The 14,692-nt window shown below is 54.1% G+C and carries 11 protein-coding genes; 6 read left to right on the top strand and 5 right to left on the bottom strand.

The window, feature by feature from the left end:
- Positions 1-40: 40 nt before the first annotated feature.
- The gene (gene ppsA / locus BMZ14_RS00865) at positions 41-2,431 is read right to left on the bottom strand and encodes a phosphoenolpyruvate synthase (RefSeq protein WP_074793670.1); all 2,391 of its coding nucleotides are present in this window, start codon (positions 2,429-2,431) and stop codon (positions 41-43) included.
- 88 nt (positions 2,432-2,519) lie between these two features.
- On the opposite strand from ppsA, the gene ppsR reads away from it, so the two are divergent.
- Positions 2,520-3,359 carry a posphoenolpyruvate synthetase regulatory kinase/phosphorylase PpsR gene (ppsR, locus tag BMZ14_RS00860; RefSeq protein WP_074793668.1) on the top strand — a complete coding sequence of 280 codons (840 nt, stop codon included), beginning with the start codon at positions 2,520-2,522 and terminating at the stop codon, positions 3,357-3,359.
- Positions 3,360-3,460: 101 nt separating this feature from the next.
- Here the strand turns inward: ppsR and BMZ14_RS00855 are convergent, their stop codons facing one another.
- The 4 genes from BMZ14_RS00855 to BMZ14_RS00840 form a co-directional block, all read right to left on the bottom strand.
- The gene (locus tag BMZ14_RS00855; RefSeq protein WP_074793666.1) at positions 3,461-4,078 is read right to left on the bottom strand and encodes a hypothetical protein; all 618 of its coding nucleotides are present in this window, start codon (positions 4,076-4,078) and stop codon (positions 3,461-3,463) included.
- 139 nt (positions 4,079-4,217) lie between these two features.
- Positions 4,218-6,659, bottom strand: coding sequence for a phosphoketolase family protein (locus BMZ14_RS00850; protein WP_074793664.1), 2,442 nt, complete (start codon positions 6,657-6,659; stop codon positions 4,218-4,220).
- A 12-nt stretch (positions 6,660-6,671) separates the two neighbouring features.
- The gene (locus tag BMZ14_RS00845) at positions 6,672-7,799 is read right to left on the bottom strand and encodes an acetate/propionate family kinase (RefSeq protein ID WP_074793662.1); all 1,128 of its coding nucleotides are present in this window, start codon (positions 7,797-7,799) and stop codon (positions 6,672-6,674) included.
- Between the two features lie 51 nt (positions 7,800-7,850).
- Positions 7,851-8,759 (bottom strand): universal stress protein, encoded by a 909-nt coding sequence (locus BMZ14_RS00840; protein ID WP_074793660.1) that lies wholly within the window; start codon positions 8,757-8,759, stop codon positions 7,851-7,853.
- A 597-nt stretch (positions 8,760-9,356) separates the two neighbouring features.
- Here BMZ14_RS00840 and BMZ14_RS00835 point away from each other — a divergent pair.
- The 5 genes from BMZ14_RS00835 to BMZ14_RS00815 all read left to right on the top strand — a co-directional run bounded on the left by BMZ14_RS00835 (position 9,357) and on the right by BMZ14_RS00815 (position 14,692).
- Entirely contained in the window at positions 9,357-10,247 is an 891-nt protein-coding gene (locus BMZ14_RS00835; protein WP_074793658.1) for a Tim44 domain-containing protein, read from the top strand.
- 13 nt (positions 10,248-10,260) lie between these two features.
- Positions 10,261-10,842 (top strand): ubiquinone biosynthesis accessory factor UbiJ, encoded by a 582-nt coding sequence (locus BMZ14_RS00830; protein WP_074793656.1) that lies wholly within the window; start codon positions 10,261-10,263, stop codon positions 10,840-10,842.
- A 69-nt stretch (positions 10,843-10,911) separates the two neighbouring features.
- On the top strand, positions 10,912-12,426 hold the full coding sequence (gene ubiB, locus BMZ14_RS00825) for a ubiquinone biosynthesis regulatory protein kinase UbiB (RefSeq protein ID WP_074793654.1): 1,515 nt from the start codon (positions 10,912-10,914) through the stop codon (positions 12,424-12,426).
- A 264-nt stretch (positions 12,427-12,690) separates the two neighbouring features.
- Positions 12,691-13,776 (top strand): ABC transporter ATP-binding protein, encoded by a 1,086-nt coding sequence (locus BMZ14_RS00820; protein ID WP_074793651.1) that lies wholly within the window; start codon positions 12,691-12,693, stop codon positions 13,774-13,776.
- Positions 13,769-14,692 (top strand): ABC transporter permease, encoded by a 924-nt coding sequence (locus tag BMZ14_RS00815; protein WP_143071851.1) that lies wholly within the window; start codon positions 13,769-13,771, stop codon positions 14,690-14,692. The genes BMZ14_RS00820 and BMZ14_RS00815 overlap by 8 nt, the downstream gene beginning before the upstream one ends.

Raw genomic sequence — 14,692 nt, 5'->3', positions numbered from 1 at the left:
TTATCGAAGCATGATTCGGAGTGACAGCGCGGCCTTAGAACTATACCTTTTTTTCTGCTCCCCCTGCGAGATACAACCAGGTATCGACAACTGTGTCAGGATTGAGCGATAGGCTTTCGATCCCTTCTTCCATAAGCCATCGCGCCAGGTCGGGATGATCGGAAGGTCCCTGGCCACAAATCCCGACGTATTTACCGGCTTTACGGCACGCCTGAATAGCAAGCCGCAGCAACGCTTTTACCGCCGGATCGCGTTCGTCAAAGGATTCCGCAACCAGGCTTGAATCCCGGTCCAGCCCGAGCGTGAGCTGTGTAAGATCGTTGGATCCGATGGAAAATCCATCGAAGTATTCCAGAAATTGATCTGCAAGCAGTGCATTGGAGGGAATTTCACACATCATTATCAGCCGAAGACCGTTCTCGCCCCGCTTCAGGCCGTTCTCTTCCAGTAACTCCACCACGCGCCTTGCCTCGGCTGGCGTCCGCACAAAGGGGATCATGATTTCCAGATTGGCAAGACCGATTTCATCGCGCGCTTTCTTGAGCGCGCGGCATTCCAGTTCGAAACAGTCTCGGAACTCTTCTGCCACATAGCGCGATGCGCCGCGGAAACCCAGCATGGGGTTTTCTTCCCTGGGCTCATATTGCTGCCCGCCGATGAGGCTGGAATATTCGTTCGATTTGAAATCGGACATGCGCACTATTACGGGTTTGGGGAAAAAGGCAGCACCCAGGGTGGCGATGCCTTCGGTCAACTTTTCCACATAGAAACTGACAGGGTCGGCGTAACCTGCGCTCTGGTTTTCCACTTGCTGCTTCAACTCGGGCGGAAGATCGGAATAGCGCAGTACGGCTTTGGGATGGATCCCGATCATGCGTGCAATAATGAACTCCAGCCTCGCGAGCCCTACACCATGGTTGGGGATGCGCTGAAACTCGAATGCCAGTTCGGGGTTTCCGACATTCATGCTGATCTTGACCGGCGGTTTCGGCATGCTTTCCAGTGCAAGATCGTTAACTTCAACTTCCAGCGCACCCCGGTAAACGTTGCCGGTATCACCCTCGGTGCAGGACACCGTAACCATCTGGTCCTCAACCAGCAAGCTGGTTGCGTGACCGCAGCCTACCACTGCCGGTATCCCCAGCTCACGCGCAACAATGGCTGCATGACAGGTACGGCCACCACGATTGGTAACAATGGCCGACGCACGTTTCATTACCGGTTCCCAATCGGGATCGGTCATGTCGGTAACCAGCACGTCACCTTCCCGCACTCGGGACATCTGGACCGCATCCAAAACCAGGCGCACGGGCCCGGTACCTATCTTCTGTCCAATGGCACGCCCTGATATCAACACTTCCGATTTGCCTTTCAGGCGGTAGCGCCGCAAGGTACCCATGGCTGCCTGCGCCTGCACTGTCTCGGGCCGCGCCTGAAGGATATAGAGATTGCCATCCACGCCATCCTTGCCCCATTCGATATCCATTGGCCTTTGATAATGCCGCTCAATGACAAGCGCATGGCGGGCGAGTTCCTCCACCTCAGCATCGGTAATGGAAAAGCGCTTGCGCCTGCTCTCCTCCACATCCACGGTTTCGACCGGATGCGCCGCTTCACGGCTCGCGGCAAATTGCATCATGATGAGTTTGGAGCCCAGGCTCCGCCGCAATATCGCGGGCTTTCCCTGTGTCACCGCAGGTTTGTAAACGTAGAATTCGTCGGGATTCACCGCGCCTTTCACTACGGTTTCGCCAAGGCCGTAGGACGAGGTGATGAAGACCACCTTGTCGAAACCGGATTCGGTATCCAGCGTGAATATTACCCCGGCTGCGCCCACGTCGCTGCGTACCATGCGCTGCACGCCTGCGGATAGTGCAACTTCGGAATGAATGAAATTCTTGTGCACGCGGTAGGAAATCGCCCGGTCATTGTAGAGCGAGGCAAACACGTCCTTGACCGCCTTCAGCAGATTGTCCAGCCCATGCACGTTGAGAAAGGTTTCCTGCTGTCCCGCAAAAGACGCGTCTGCTAAGTCCTCGGCGGTTGCCGAGGAACGTACCGCAACAGAAATATCGTTGGCCCCCGCTTCATGCAGCAATTTCTCGTAAGCGCCGGAAATTTCCTTTTCCAGTCTCGGTGGCAACGGTGTTTCCACTATCCAGGCACGAACTTGCGCGCCGGCCGCTGCCAAGGCCTCCACATCTGTGGTATCCAGCGCCTCAAGTCTTTTCTCGATGCGTTGTGCCAGCCCGCCATAAGCCAGAAAATCACGATAGGCATCGGCAGTGGTGGCAAAACCGCCAGGAACCCGGACTCCTGCCTGTGTTAGCTGGCTGATCATCTCGCCCAGCGAAGCATTCTTGCCGCCAACGCTGCTTACGTCCGTCATGCGCAGCTCATCAAACCACACCACGTATCGTGAATCGCTCATTTCCTGCTCCTGTTCGAGTGGAGGGTTGTGTTACATGGTAAAGTCCGCTAATTTAACGTGACTCAACATTACGGGTGAGTCGCAGCAAATGTCAACCACAGCAAAGCCGCCCCGGCGAACCGCATTCTTCCTCTCGGACCGCACAGGTATCACTGTCGAAATGCTGGGGCACAGCCTGCTCAGCCAATTTGAAAATGCCGAGTTTGAAGAAATTACCCTGCCCTACCTCGATACCAGGGAAAAAGCCCTCGCCACAGTGCGGCAAATTGATGAGCGCGCGAAACTGGATGACGGACGTCCACTGGTATTCAGTACATTCGTTAATCCCGAAATTCGATTTGTCCTTGACTCTGCCAACGCCTTGCATCTGGACTGTTTCAGTATTTTTATTGCCCAGATTGAAGCTGAATTGGGCATTCATTCATCGCCTACTGTAGGGCTCTCCCACCGGGCCCAAGACTCCATCGGCCAGCACCGGCGCATAGAGGCAATAAAATACACCTTGGAGCACGATGACGGCATCTCGCAAAGGAACTGGCTCCGGGCTGATATTATTCTGGTAGGAGTCTCCCGTACCGGCAAAACGCCTACCTGCCTTTATCTCGCGCTGCAATACGGCATCTATGCCGCCAACTATCCCTTCATCCCCGAGGACTTCAATCGTATGGCGCTGCCGGCCCAACTCAAGAATGTGAGGAGCAGGCTATTTGGCTTTACCATCGATCCCTTGCGGCTGCATCGTATGCGCAAGGAGCGCAGGCCGAATAGCGAATACGCGTCTGTCAAGAACTGCCAGCATGAAGTACGTGAAGCGGAAATATTGATGCGCCGGGAAGGAATCCCCTATCTCGACGCCACCAGCAAATCCATCGAGGAACTGGCTACAGCGTTGCTGCATGAGGCAAAATTGGAGCGGAAGGTTTACTAGGGCCGGAAAAATAAGCAATAGCGATGAGGGGCGGCAGCAAGACAGAACAGGATGAACCCGGTGAGGCACAGGAATCGTGAAGGAATTAATTGTATGGTGTTCTACGCAACCCACCCCAACCCCTGGTCATGTCGATATTTTGCCAGCAGCAATTTTACCTCCTCATCCTCCGAGACTTCATTTGCCGAATTCTTTATTGCGCTATCGTCCGGGTATAAATCGGAAAATGCGACGATAGCCATGGCTGCGAGCTCCCATTCCTTCCTCGCGAACTCGTTATCACTGCCATCCCGAAAGTCTGAATTGGCATATACGGCTCTAGGCCGGTCTACTCTCCTGCTCATTTTGTAGAGAATGTACCCCACGCCAAACAGGAGAATGGCGCCCGCAAACATCTCCCTGAGAAAATATACGAAACCAAGAAAAAAGGATGTCACGTACAGGATGACGCTGTTAAGCTGCTTTTTCCAGGAAGTGGCAGGAGAGGCAAGCGCCATCCAGTACTTCACAATATATCCGGTCAAGTCATCTGCATTTTCCCACCTACCGGCGAGAATCTTCTTTATTTTTGTGGGAGGCATATCTGTTCTGCCTATCAATGCATGAGGTGCCACGACGATCGCATATAAAGCCGGCAGGATGGCGCCCCAAAAAACACCGTACATGCTATTCGTCGAAAATGAAGCATACAGTGCAATAACGTTGATGATGAATATCACCGATTTTCCTTCATTGAGTTCAGCGAATTTCTATTTACATGTGATGTTGATCCAATTCCGCCCCCGCGAAAATACGGGTCAGGACAGTCTTGTAAAGATGACGTATGCGGCCAAGCTCGTGATTCAATCCAGCTCCGGCTCATTGGTCGGAAGCGGGCCAATGCCAATCGCGAATTTCCGGCATATCCTCACCATGGCTTATAATATAACGTTTATGCTCGATCAACTTATCCCGCATTCGTTGCTTGAGGTAAGCGCCTTTCGAGCCCAGCTTCGGCACGCGGTCGACCACGTCCATCACCAGATGAAAACGGTCCAGGTCGTTGAGAACGGTCATGTCGAATGGAGTCGTGGTCGTGCCTTCCTCTTTATAACCGCGCACGTGCAGATTTTCATGATTGGTGCGCCGGTAGGTCAAGCGATGTATTAGCCAGGGATAGCCGTGGTATGCAAATATAATGGGTTTGCTTGTGGTGAAGAGCGTGTCGAAATCCCGATCCGATAATCCGTGCGGGTGCTCATGCGGGGGCTGTAAAGTCATCAGGTCTACTACATTGATCACCCGCATCCTGAGCTCGGGGATATGACAGCGCAGCAGGTCTACCGCAGCCAGTGTTTCTAGAGTAGGCACATCGCCCGCACAGGCGAGCACCACGTCCGGCTCGCCGTCCTGATCGTTGCTTGCCCAGCCCCAGATGCCGATGCCGGCGGTGCAGTGCTTGACTGCCGTATCCATATCAAGCCATTGCAGCGCCGGTTGTTTGCCCGCCACCATAACGTTGATGAAATTGCGCGAGCGAAGGCACTTATCCGTAATGAACAGGAGCGTGTTCGCATCAGGCGGAAGATAAACGCGAATGATATCGGCCTTCTTGTTTACTACGTGGTCGATGAAACCAGGATCCTGATGCGAGAAACCGTTGTGATCCTGCCGCCAGACGTGCGACGTCAGAAGATAATTAAGCGAGGCGATCGGGCTGCGCCAGGAAATCTCCTTGCTGCTTACCTTAAGCCACTTGGCGTGTTGATTGAACATTGAGTCAACGATGTGGATGAATGCCTCATAGCAGGAAAAAAGGCCGTGGCGCCCGGTGAGGAGATAACCTTCAAGCCAGCCCTGACAGGTGTGCTCTGAAAGAATCTCCATTACCCTTCCATCCGGGGAAAGGTGCTCATCCTCGGGCAGGGTTTGCGCAACCCAGGTTCGGTCAGTCACCTCGAACAGCGCGCTCAGGCGGTTCGAGCTGGTCTCGTCGGGACCCATTATCCGGAAATTACGGCTGTCCAGATTCAGTTTCATGATGTCGCGCAGCAACTTGCCCATTTCCCGCGTGGCTTCACCCACAACCGATCCCGGCGAAGGCACATCGACCGCATAGTCACGGAAATCCGGCATTTCCAGGCCCTTTAGCAGTTTTCCGCCATTGGCATGGGGATTGGCCCCCATGCGCCGGTTCCCCTGTGGGGCCAGCGCTTTCAATTCCGGGACGGGCTCACCCATATCATCAAATAGCTCTTCCGGCTTGTAGCTCTTCATCCAGTCTTCCAGCCGTTTCAGATGCTGCGGTTTTGAACCGATCTCCGCGAGCGGCACCTGGTGCGAGCGCCAATAATCTTCTACTTTCTTGCCGTCAACTTCTTCCGGGCCCGTCCATCCCTTGGGGCTGCGTAAAATGATCAGAGGCCAGCGCGGGTATTTGGCCATCCCGGCCCTTGGCTTGCGCCCTATTCCCCCAGTGCTCATTCCTCCAGCACGCGCCTCGCGCTGCGCTGTCCGAATCCTGTCAACCGCCTTGTCGAGCGCAGCCGCCATAGCCTGATGCATGAATTCCGGATCGGAACCCTCGACAAAACAGGGCTCGTAACCATAGCCCACGAACAAACTTTCCAATTCTTCATGGCTCATGCGGGCAAGCAGCGTGGGGCTCGCTATCTTGTAACCGTTGAGATGCAGAATGGGCAGAACAGCGCCATCGTGAACCGGATTGAGAAATTTGTTGGAGTGCCAGGCGGTGGCAAGTGGCCCCGTTTCAGCTTCACCATCCCCAACTACGCAGGCCACGATCAGATCCGGGTTATCGAACGCCGCCCCGAAAGCGTGCGACAGCGAATAGCCCAGCTCTCCGCCTTCATTAATCGAGCCGGGCGTTTCCGGTGCGGCATGGCTGGGAATGCCGCCGGGGAAGGAGAACTGCTTGAACAACCGCTTCATGCCCGCGGCGTCCCTGGAAATGTGGGGATAGAATTCGCTATAGCTGCCTTCGAGCCAGGTATTGGCGACCATCGCTGGTCCCCCATGGCCGGGGCCCGCGATGTAGAACATATCAAGATCAAATGTTTTGATAATGCGATTCAGGTGCACGTAAATAAAATTGAGCCCGGGTGTGGTACCCCAATGGCCGAGTAATCGGGGCTTGATATGCGCGAGCGTGAGGGGTTCCTTGAGCAAGGGGTTATCCAGGAGATAGATTTGCCCGACCGAGAGGTAGTTTGCAGCACGCCAGTAGGCGTTCATCCCGCGCAATTCGTCCGCGGAAAGGGGCTTATCCACGTTTGCATCTGCCGGTTCAGCTTGGCTCATGTGTGTTCTCCTTCAATTTTGATCACCATCCGCTGCCACCACGCTCGCAGCTTCATGCGCCAGGATTAGCGCCTCATTTACGGGGATGACCCAGACCTCAACCTGGCTCCCGGAATTGCTGATGCGCGACATTCCGTTGGAGCAACGGTTTTTTTCCGGGTCGATCTCAATTCCGCACCATTTCATACCGGTCAGAATTTTTTCCCTGACCGCCGGCGAGTTCTCGCCTACCCCCCCGCCGAATACAATTGCGTCAGCACCGCCAAGCACCGCCAGATAGGCGCCGAGATACTTGCGCACCCGGTAACAGTAGGAGTCCACGGCCAGCCGCGCGCGATCATCATTCGATTCCAGCAATCTGCGTATGTCCGCGCTGATTCCGGAGATTCCCAGCAGGCCCGAGCGCTCGTTAAGCAGTTGATCCAATTGCTCCGTTGCCAGGCTCTCCTGACGCTGCAAAAACGTGATCAAGCCCGGATCTATATCGCCCGAGCGCGTCGCCATCATAAGTCCCTCCAAGGGTGAAAAACCCATTGAAGTGTCGCGTGGCAGTCCGTGGACGCTTGCTGTGATCGAGCAGCCAGCTCCGAGCTGTATTGTAATTACTCTTTCTCCTTTCTCTTCCTGTGTGCTGCTTGCCTGCGATTCATGCCAGGAGCGCCACATTGCCTGATGCGCCAGGCCATGAAAACCGTAGCGCCGAAGTCCATGTTTTTCGGTAAGCTCATACGGAATGGCATAGGCCCGGGCGACTTCCGGCAGAGCCGTGAAAAAGGCCGTATCAAACACTGCGACCTGAGCAACGCCTGGATGCAACACTTCACGCGTCGCCCGGATCCAGTCTAGCGCGACTGGATTATGCAATGGTGCCAACGCTGCAAGGTTCTCAATCTCTCGCTCCACCTCCTTGTCGACCAGACATGATGCAGTGAACTTCATACCGCCGTGCACCACGCGATGTGCAACCACGCTTATATCCATAAACCCATGCGTTTTCACGAATTCCTTGAGTATGATCCGAGGCTCAACATCTAAAAGGTCGTGACGCGCGTTCGCCAGCTCACTCGGCGTTCCGGCTTCGGATGCAAACGCAGCCAGGCGAACCGATGAGCTACCAGTGTTAATCGTGAGGATGGTCATGAAAAAAAAGAACTCCTGGACTAGCGGGACCTCACGCTGTCTTGTACTGGACTACGGCGATGACGGCGAGCCGGCCACGGGATTGACCACGAGTACGTCGCATGGCGTCTCATAAAGAACGTGCTTTGTAACAGACCCGAAAAGCACCTCATCCAGCTCTGTTTCGCCGCGCTTGCCGATGACAATCAGATCAATATCAAGAAATTTTGTTTTCTCCGCGATCACGGCCGGCGCGCGACCATACTCGATGATGCAAGTCACCCGGGTATCGCCGCGCACGTGATCGGCGACGAGTTTCTCCATCGCTTCGCGGGCACGACTCAACATCTTGTCGCGATAGAGATCAATCGATTTTGCATTTAACCCGGCCTGCTTCATTTTTCTTCCAAGCGGCATTTCTATTGCGTGCAACACATGAATCGACGACCCCGTGACAACTTTCAGCGCCACGTCGAGTGCTTCCAGGGAGGAACGCGAAAAATCCACTGGGACCAGCACATGTTTATACTGCCCCTTCGGCTCCTGTTTTACGATCAGCAGCGGAAGATTTCCTCTACTGAGAGTTTTCGAGGCAGTAGTCCCCAGGAAGAGTTCCTGAACAAATGTTTCACCCTGGTCCCCGATGACTACCAGATCGGCGTAATGAGATTTTGCATAACGGTTAATCTCAACGTGCGCTCTGCCAATTGCAACGTGATGCTCTACCGCCACCCCCTCCCCGGCCAATACTTCCGACTTATTTTGCAGTACCGCTTTGGCATGGTTGTAGAGCCTCTGCTCCGTTTCCAGCGGAGTCTCGGAAATAAGGTGCTTGAACGTTTCGAGAGAAAACACGGGAAGAACGTGCAACAGATTTAATTTGGCTTGGTGCTCCGCAGCCAGTTGCAGGGCACGTTGCACGGCTCTGTCAGCACGCGAAGAAAAATCGGTGGCAACGAGAATGCGTTGAATTTTTTCCATGTATATTCCTTGCAATAAGCTTGACCTGACCAAAAGCCCTGGAACTGGAACACGAGGGAGAAATCGGGAAACGCCAAGACACTAGGCCAGCTACGTAATTTCCCCTAATCGTGTGCCAATTACATCTACCGGAATTTCGTCATCCGGCAGAGGAATGGAACATGCAATTAAGCAATGTTTTAAATGGCTGTCTGTGCGGAGGCTATCATATGACGATATCTGCCTCTTCATCTCACAGGCACTGATGGCAGGATTCCTTGAATGTCTACCCCAGGCGGGTCCACGAGACCTTGCTTATGGCTTATGGCGTGCTATTCGTAGAACGTATGTGGTCAGGCAGGGTTATCCGGTCAGTAACACTTTAATCATCCTCTCAGCCTCAAGGTCGTGGAGTCCAAAACGGCTTGGAATGGAATCGTGTATGCATGGCAAGCTGCGAAAATGCCGCGAAAGTAATGGCGATTCTTATGTAATGCGAGCGCGGCCCGGACATCCGGGAAGGGCTTGAAAATAAGAGATCCGGTTCAATTTAATGAGACATCCACGATGAATTGATAGTGCTATACTCTTCTCTTAACCGTATCTCAGGAGACCTCCATGAAGAAAATAATGACCCTGCTGACCTTGGCCGTTTTAAGCTTCGGGTTGGCTGCCTTTGATGCCGAAGCAAGACGCTTCGGCGGCGGTAAAAGCATTGGAAAGCAACGGGAAGCAATAAGTCCCCAGGCAGCGCCCAAGCAGGCGCAAACGCCATCTGCCGCCCCCGGCGCGGCAGCAGCGGGTGGCAGCAAATGGATGGGCCCGCTGGCCGGGCTGGCTGCAGGCGGATTGCTTGCCGCACTTTTCATGGGTGGCGCATTTGAAGGCATCAATATGATGGATGTGCTGATGCTGGCTGCATTGATGGCCGCCATTTTCTTTGTCGTGCGCATGTTGCGCAGGCCCAGGCAGGAGCATTCATCGCGTCCAATGCAATATTCAGGGATGGGTGCAGGGGCAGGCAGCAGCCCCGCGCCGGAAACGGGCGCGAAAACGGGAGCGCCGGCTGGGGGACCAGCGGCATCATCAGCGGCAAACACGGCGGTGCCTGCTACCGGCGGCAATGCCAATATTCCTGCGGACTTCCAGGTCGAGCCATTTCTGCGCAATGCCAAAACCTCATTCATCCGTCTGCAGGCAGCCAACGACGCGCGGGACCTGAGCGATATCCGGGAATACACCACGCCTGAAATGTTTGCCGAGATCAGCATGCAGATCAACGAGCGCGGAAATGAACCCCAGAGAACCGAGGTCATGTCCATTAATGCGGATTTACTGGAAGTGGTTACCGAAAACGACACCGCCATTGCCAGCGTGCGTTTCAACGGCCAGTTACGTGAATCCCCGCAGTCATCTCCGGAAGCATTTGATGAAGTCTGGCATGTGCAGAAAAATATCAAAGACCCGGATTCAGTCTGGCTGCTGGCGGGAATTCAACAAGTTTCCTAGATACTGAACCGTCATGCTGGCATCCGTTACGATAGCCCCGCTGAACCACTTACTGCGTGGAGAAAGCTGGGCGCGCAAACGGCTGCAGCCTTGTGCCGGCAAGACGGCTCGTTTTCGCGTACCCCCTTTCCTTGACCTCGCCCTGACCGTGCAGGCCAGCGGCGAGCTATCGCCGGCGTCCACAGCGGCGCCCAACGATGCTGTCTTCACCCTTGATCCCGGTTTGCTGCCACGTTTGCTCGCCTGTGACGAAGATGCGTATCGTGAAATCCGGGTTTCGGGCGATAGCGCCTTCGCTGAAGAAATTCTTGATATCGGGAAAAACCTGCGCTGGGATGTGGAGCAGGATTTGAGCGCGGCAATAGGCGATATACTCGCCCACCGGGTCGTTCGGACGGGTGAAAGCCTGATGCGTTGGCATACCGGAACCATTCGCAATGTGTCTCAGACACTGCTGGAATACCTGACAGAAGAGCAACCGTTGCTTGCCAGGCCCCCGGATATGCATGAGTTTATCAATGAAGTAAATGCACTACGGGCTAAAGTGGCAAATCTGGAAATTCGCGTGAAAGCACTGACAAACCAACTCCTATAAACAAACTGAGAAGATTGTTCAGGGAACCTCTGAATAAATTGCACGAGGGAACTGCCGTTCATAGAATAAATGCGTTTCTTTCGTCTTCTCAAAATACTCTCGATAGCATTTCGTTTTGGTCTTGATGAATTTTTTCTGGGCCATGAACGATTGCGTCTGGTACGACCCGTCGTCAGGATGGCCACATTCTGGCGAAAGCTGGATAGAGCGCGAGGCGAGCGCCTTCGTCTGGCTCTGGAAGCGCTTGGCCCTATCTTTGTCAAGTTCGGGCAGATGCTTTCCACACGCCGCGACCTTCTGCCGCCGGATATTGCCGATGAGCTGGCCAAGCTGCAGGATCAAGTTCCGCCATTTCCATCCAGCCTTGCCCTGTCTACACTGGAACAGATTTATGGAAAGCCGGTCAACGAAGTCTTCCTGATATTCGATGCCGAACCGGTAGCCAGCGCATCCGTTGCCCAGGTTCATCTGGCCGTGTTGCATGATGGCACCGAGGTTGCTGTGAAAGTGCTGCGGCCCGGCATCGCCCCGGTGATTGCACATGATATCGCATTGATGGAATCCGGCGCGCTCCTGGTTGAGGCACTGTGGCCGGATGGCAAACGGCTGAAGCCCCGCGAAGTCGTGACCGAATTCGCGCGCCATCTGGATGACGAACTGGATCTCATGCGAGAGGCATCCAACTGCAGCCAGTTGCGCCGCAATTTTATGGATTCGCCGCTGCTCCTGGTACCGGAAGTTTACTGGGACTATTGCTATTCCGGTGTGATGGTAATGCAACGTGTAAAAGGCACCCCCATCAGTCATGTGGATGTGCTACGGGAGCAGGGAATAGATATTCCGCGACTGGCTCGCGTCGGAGTAGAAATTTTTTTCACTCAGGTATTCCGCGACGGTTATTTTCACGCCGATATGCATCCCGGCAATATCTTCGTTGGGCACGACGGGCGTTATATTGCGGTCGATTTCGGCATAATGGGAACGCTCACCGACGGGGACAAGAATTATCTGGCACAAAACTTTCTTGCTTTTTTCAGACGCGACTACAAGCGTGTGGCGGAAGCCCACGTCGAGGCGGGATGGGCGCCGAAAGACACGCGTGTCAACGATTTCGAAACCGCCATCCGCGCCGTATGCGAACCCATCTTTGACAAGCCGTTGAAAGAAATTTCCTTTGGCCGTGTACTGCTGCGTCTGTTCCAGACCTCGCGCCAGTTCAACGTGGAAATCCAGCCGCAACTGGTAATGTTACAAAAAACCCTGCTGAATATAGAAGGGATGGGGCGCGATCTCGATCCCGATCTCGATTTGTGGACAACGGCGAAGCCGTACCTGGAAAACTGGATGGCCGAACAGCTTGGCTGGCGCGGATTCAGTCGCCGGCTACAGAAGGAAGCATCGAGCTGGGCGGTAATCATGCCGCAGTTTCCACGTTTGATGCATCATGCCTTGATGGAAGTCCGTACGAGCGGGCTGGAAGAAAAGATGGATCAGTTTATCGTCGAAAAAAGGCGCCAGAACATCTTGTTTTCCATCCTTATAGTGTTGCTGACGGTGGCAATGCTGTGGCAGTTATGGGTCTAAGGTTTGAATAAATTTTTTCGCCCTCTTCCGTCTGTATTACCTGAGTTTGGGAAAATAATGGATAGCTCGCGCGTTTTACGACCAGTTGCCCCTTCGTCAACAATTCAGCGACACCTGCACCCTTCCCTAAGAAACGATAAACTGCCCGCCCCTCTCTTCCCCGAGAGACACCCTCCAGCATAACAACCCAGGCTGTGAGGCCCGGTCAATCCGTGAACGAAATTTGGTAAAATCTCCGCTTTTTACCTTTTATCCGGCAGGACAATGGCGCTTCTGGAAATTCGTAATGTAACGCGGCGTTTCAGCAACTACACCGCTGTGGATAATGTCAGCATCAGTGTAAAGGCCGGTGAGTTCTTCACATTGCTCGGGCCATCCGGTTGTGGCAAAACGACGCTATTACGCATGATAGCCGGATTTGATCTTCCCGATTCAGGTCAGATTCTACTGGATGGAAATGATATGGTCGGCACACCGCCCGAAAAACGCCCGGTCCATACCGTATTCCAGACCTATGCGCTGTTTCCGCACATGACGGTAGCGGACAATATCGCTTTTCCGCTCAAGATGGCAGGCAAGGCAACGCAGGAAATAAAAACCAGAGTCGGCGAGGCGCTGGAAAGCGTACGCTTGCCGAGTTTTGGCAATCGTTTTCCCCATGAGTTGTCGGGTGGGCAGAAGCAGCGGGTGGCATTCGCGAGAGGATTGGTGAACCGCCCACGGCTGCTGTTGCTGGACGAACCGCTGGGCGCGCTCGACGCCAAACTGCGCGAAGAGATGCAGATCGAACTCATTAATCTTCAGAAAGAACTGGGGGTCACGTTTGTTTTTGTGACTCATGCCCAGGATGAAGCACTGGCACTGTCGCATCGCATCGCGGTAATGAATCATGGCATTGTTGAACAGATCGACGAACCCTCCAGAATCTACAGTTTTCCACGAAATCGTTTCGTTGCCGATTTCATCGGCAAGATCAGCATGATGAGTGCACAGGTTGTGGAAGCTGCGCCTTCTCATTTGAAACTCGACGTGAAGGAATTAGGGGAAGTGACCGCCGTCGGCAAAGCGGGCGTAAAAACCGGCGATACCGGCGTAATGGCGATTCGCCCTGAACAGGTCCGGATATCCCATCTTTCGGATGAGCCGCGTTTGAAGAACCATTTCCCTGGCAAGGTACACGACTTTCTGTATGTGGGAGATGTCACTACTTATATCGTTGAGCTTTCGAACGGCGCCTATATCGAAGCCTTGCTGCCTAATTCAGCGCCCGGAAGGGCCAAGTTTTTCGAGGTAGGGGATCAGGTAGGCGTGTCGTGGCGCCATGATGCCGGAATCTTTCTCAATGATTAAAGGAGTTAAAGGAGAAACCAAAGACGCGCGCATTGCCAGGTTTCTCGTAGGCGGGCCGCCACTATTGTTCCTGCTGGTATTCTTCGTTGCTCCCAGCCTGATCATGATCCTCACCTCATTCCGCTTTCCGGGCGAGTTTGGAGGCCTGGCACCTATTACTGCGCCGGAGGACATGACCATTGGCGAATACGGGATCACGTCCGAAGCCTATCAATTCTTTTTCAGCGACGTTCTCTACGCGAAAATTTTCCTTAAATCCTTCCTTATGGCGTCAGCCACCACCTTGATCTGCCTCGTCATGGCTTACCCGCTGGCCATGCTGATCGCACGCAGTGAAAAACGTTTTCGCAATTTGATGGTGCTGCTGGTGGTGCTGCCATTCGCCAGCAATTTTCTTATCCGCATATATGCATGGATGATTATTCTTGGGCCGGAATCCGGGCTTAGCCATTTCATCAATGCTGTTCTAGGCATATTCGGGATTGCGCCCATCACATTGCTGTTCTCGCCATTCGCGGTATTGGTAGGCATGGTATATGTCCACCTGCCCTTTATGGTGCTGCCTCTTTACACCAATCTCGAAAAGCACGACCCTTCGCTTCTCAATGCAGCCCAGGATCTGGGTGCCAATGCCTGGCAGCGCTTCTGGCGGGTTACCTGGCCGCTGTCTCTACCCGGCGTATTTTCAGGTTCGGCACTGGTGTTCATTCCGGTGCTCGGCATGTTCGCGGTGCCCGAAATACTCGGCGGCACGGGCGACATACTCATAGGCAACCTCATCAAGGACCAATTCCTCGGTACCCGCGACTGGCCTTTTGGTTCAGTGCTGTCGATCATGCTGACACTGGCCGTGCTGTCCATAGCCGGGCTTGCAACATGGTTCTCGCGCTTCGCCACCCGCCAGGGAACGGTTTAG

Origin of the sequence: Nitrosospira briensis (assembly GCF_900115125.1) — a bacterium.
In the GTDB taxonomy this organism is placed as follows: Bacteria; Pseudomonadota; Gammaproteobacteria; order Burkholderiales; family Nitrosomonadaceae; genus Nitrosospira; species Nitrosospira briensis_A.
This window is presented reverse-complemented; position numbering and strand designations above follow the sequence as displayed.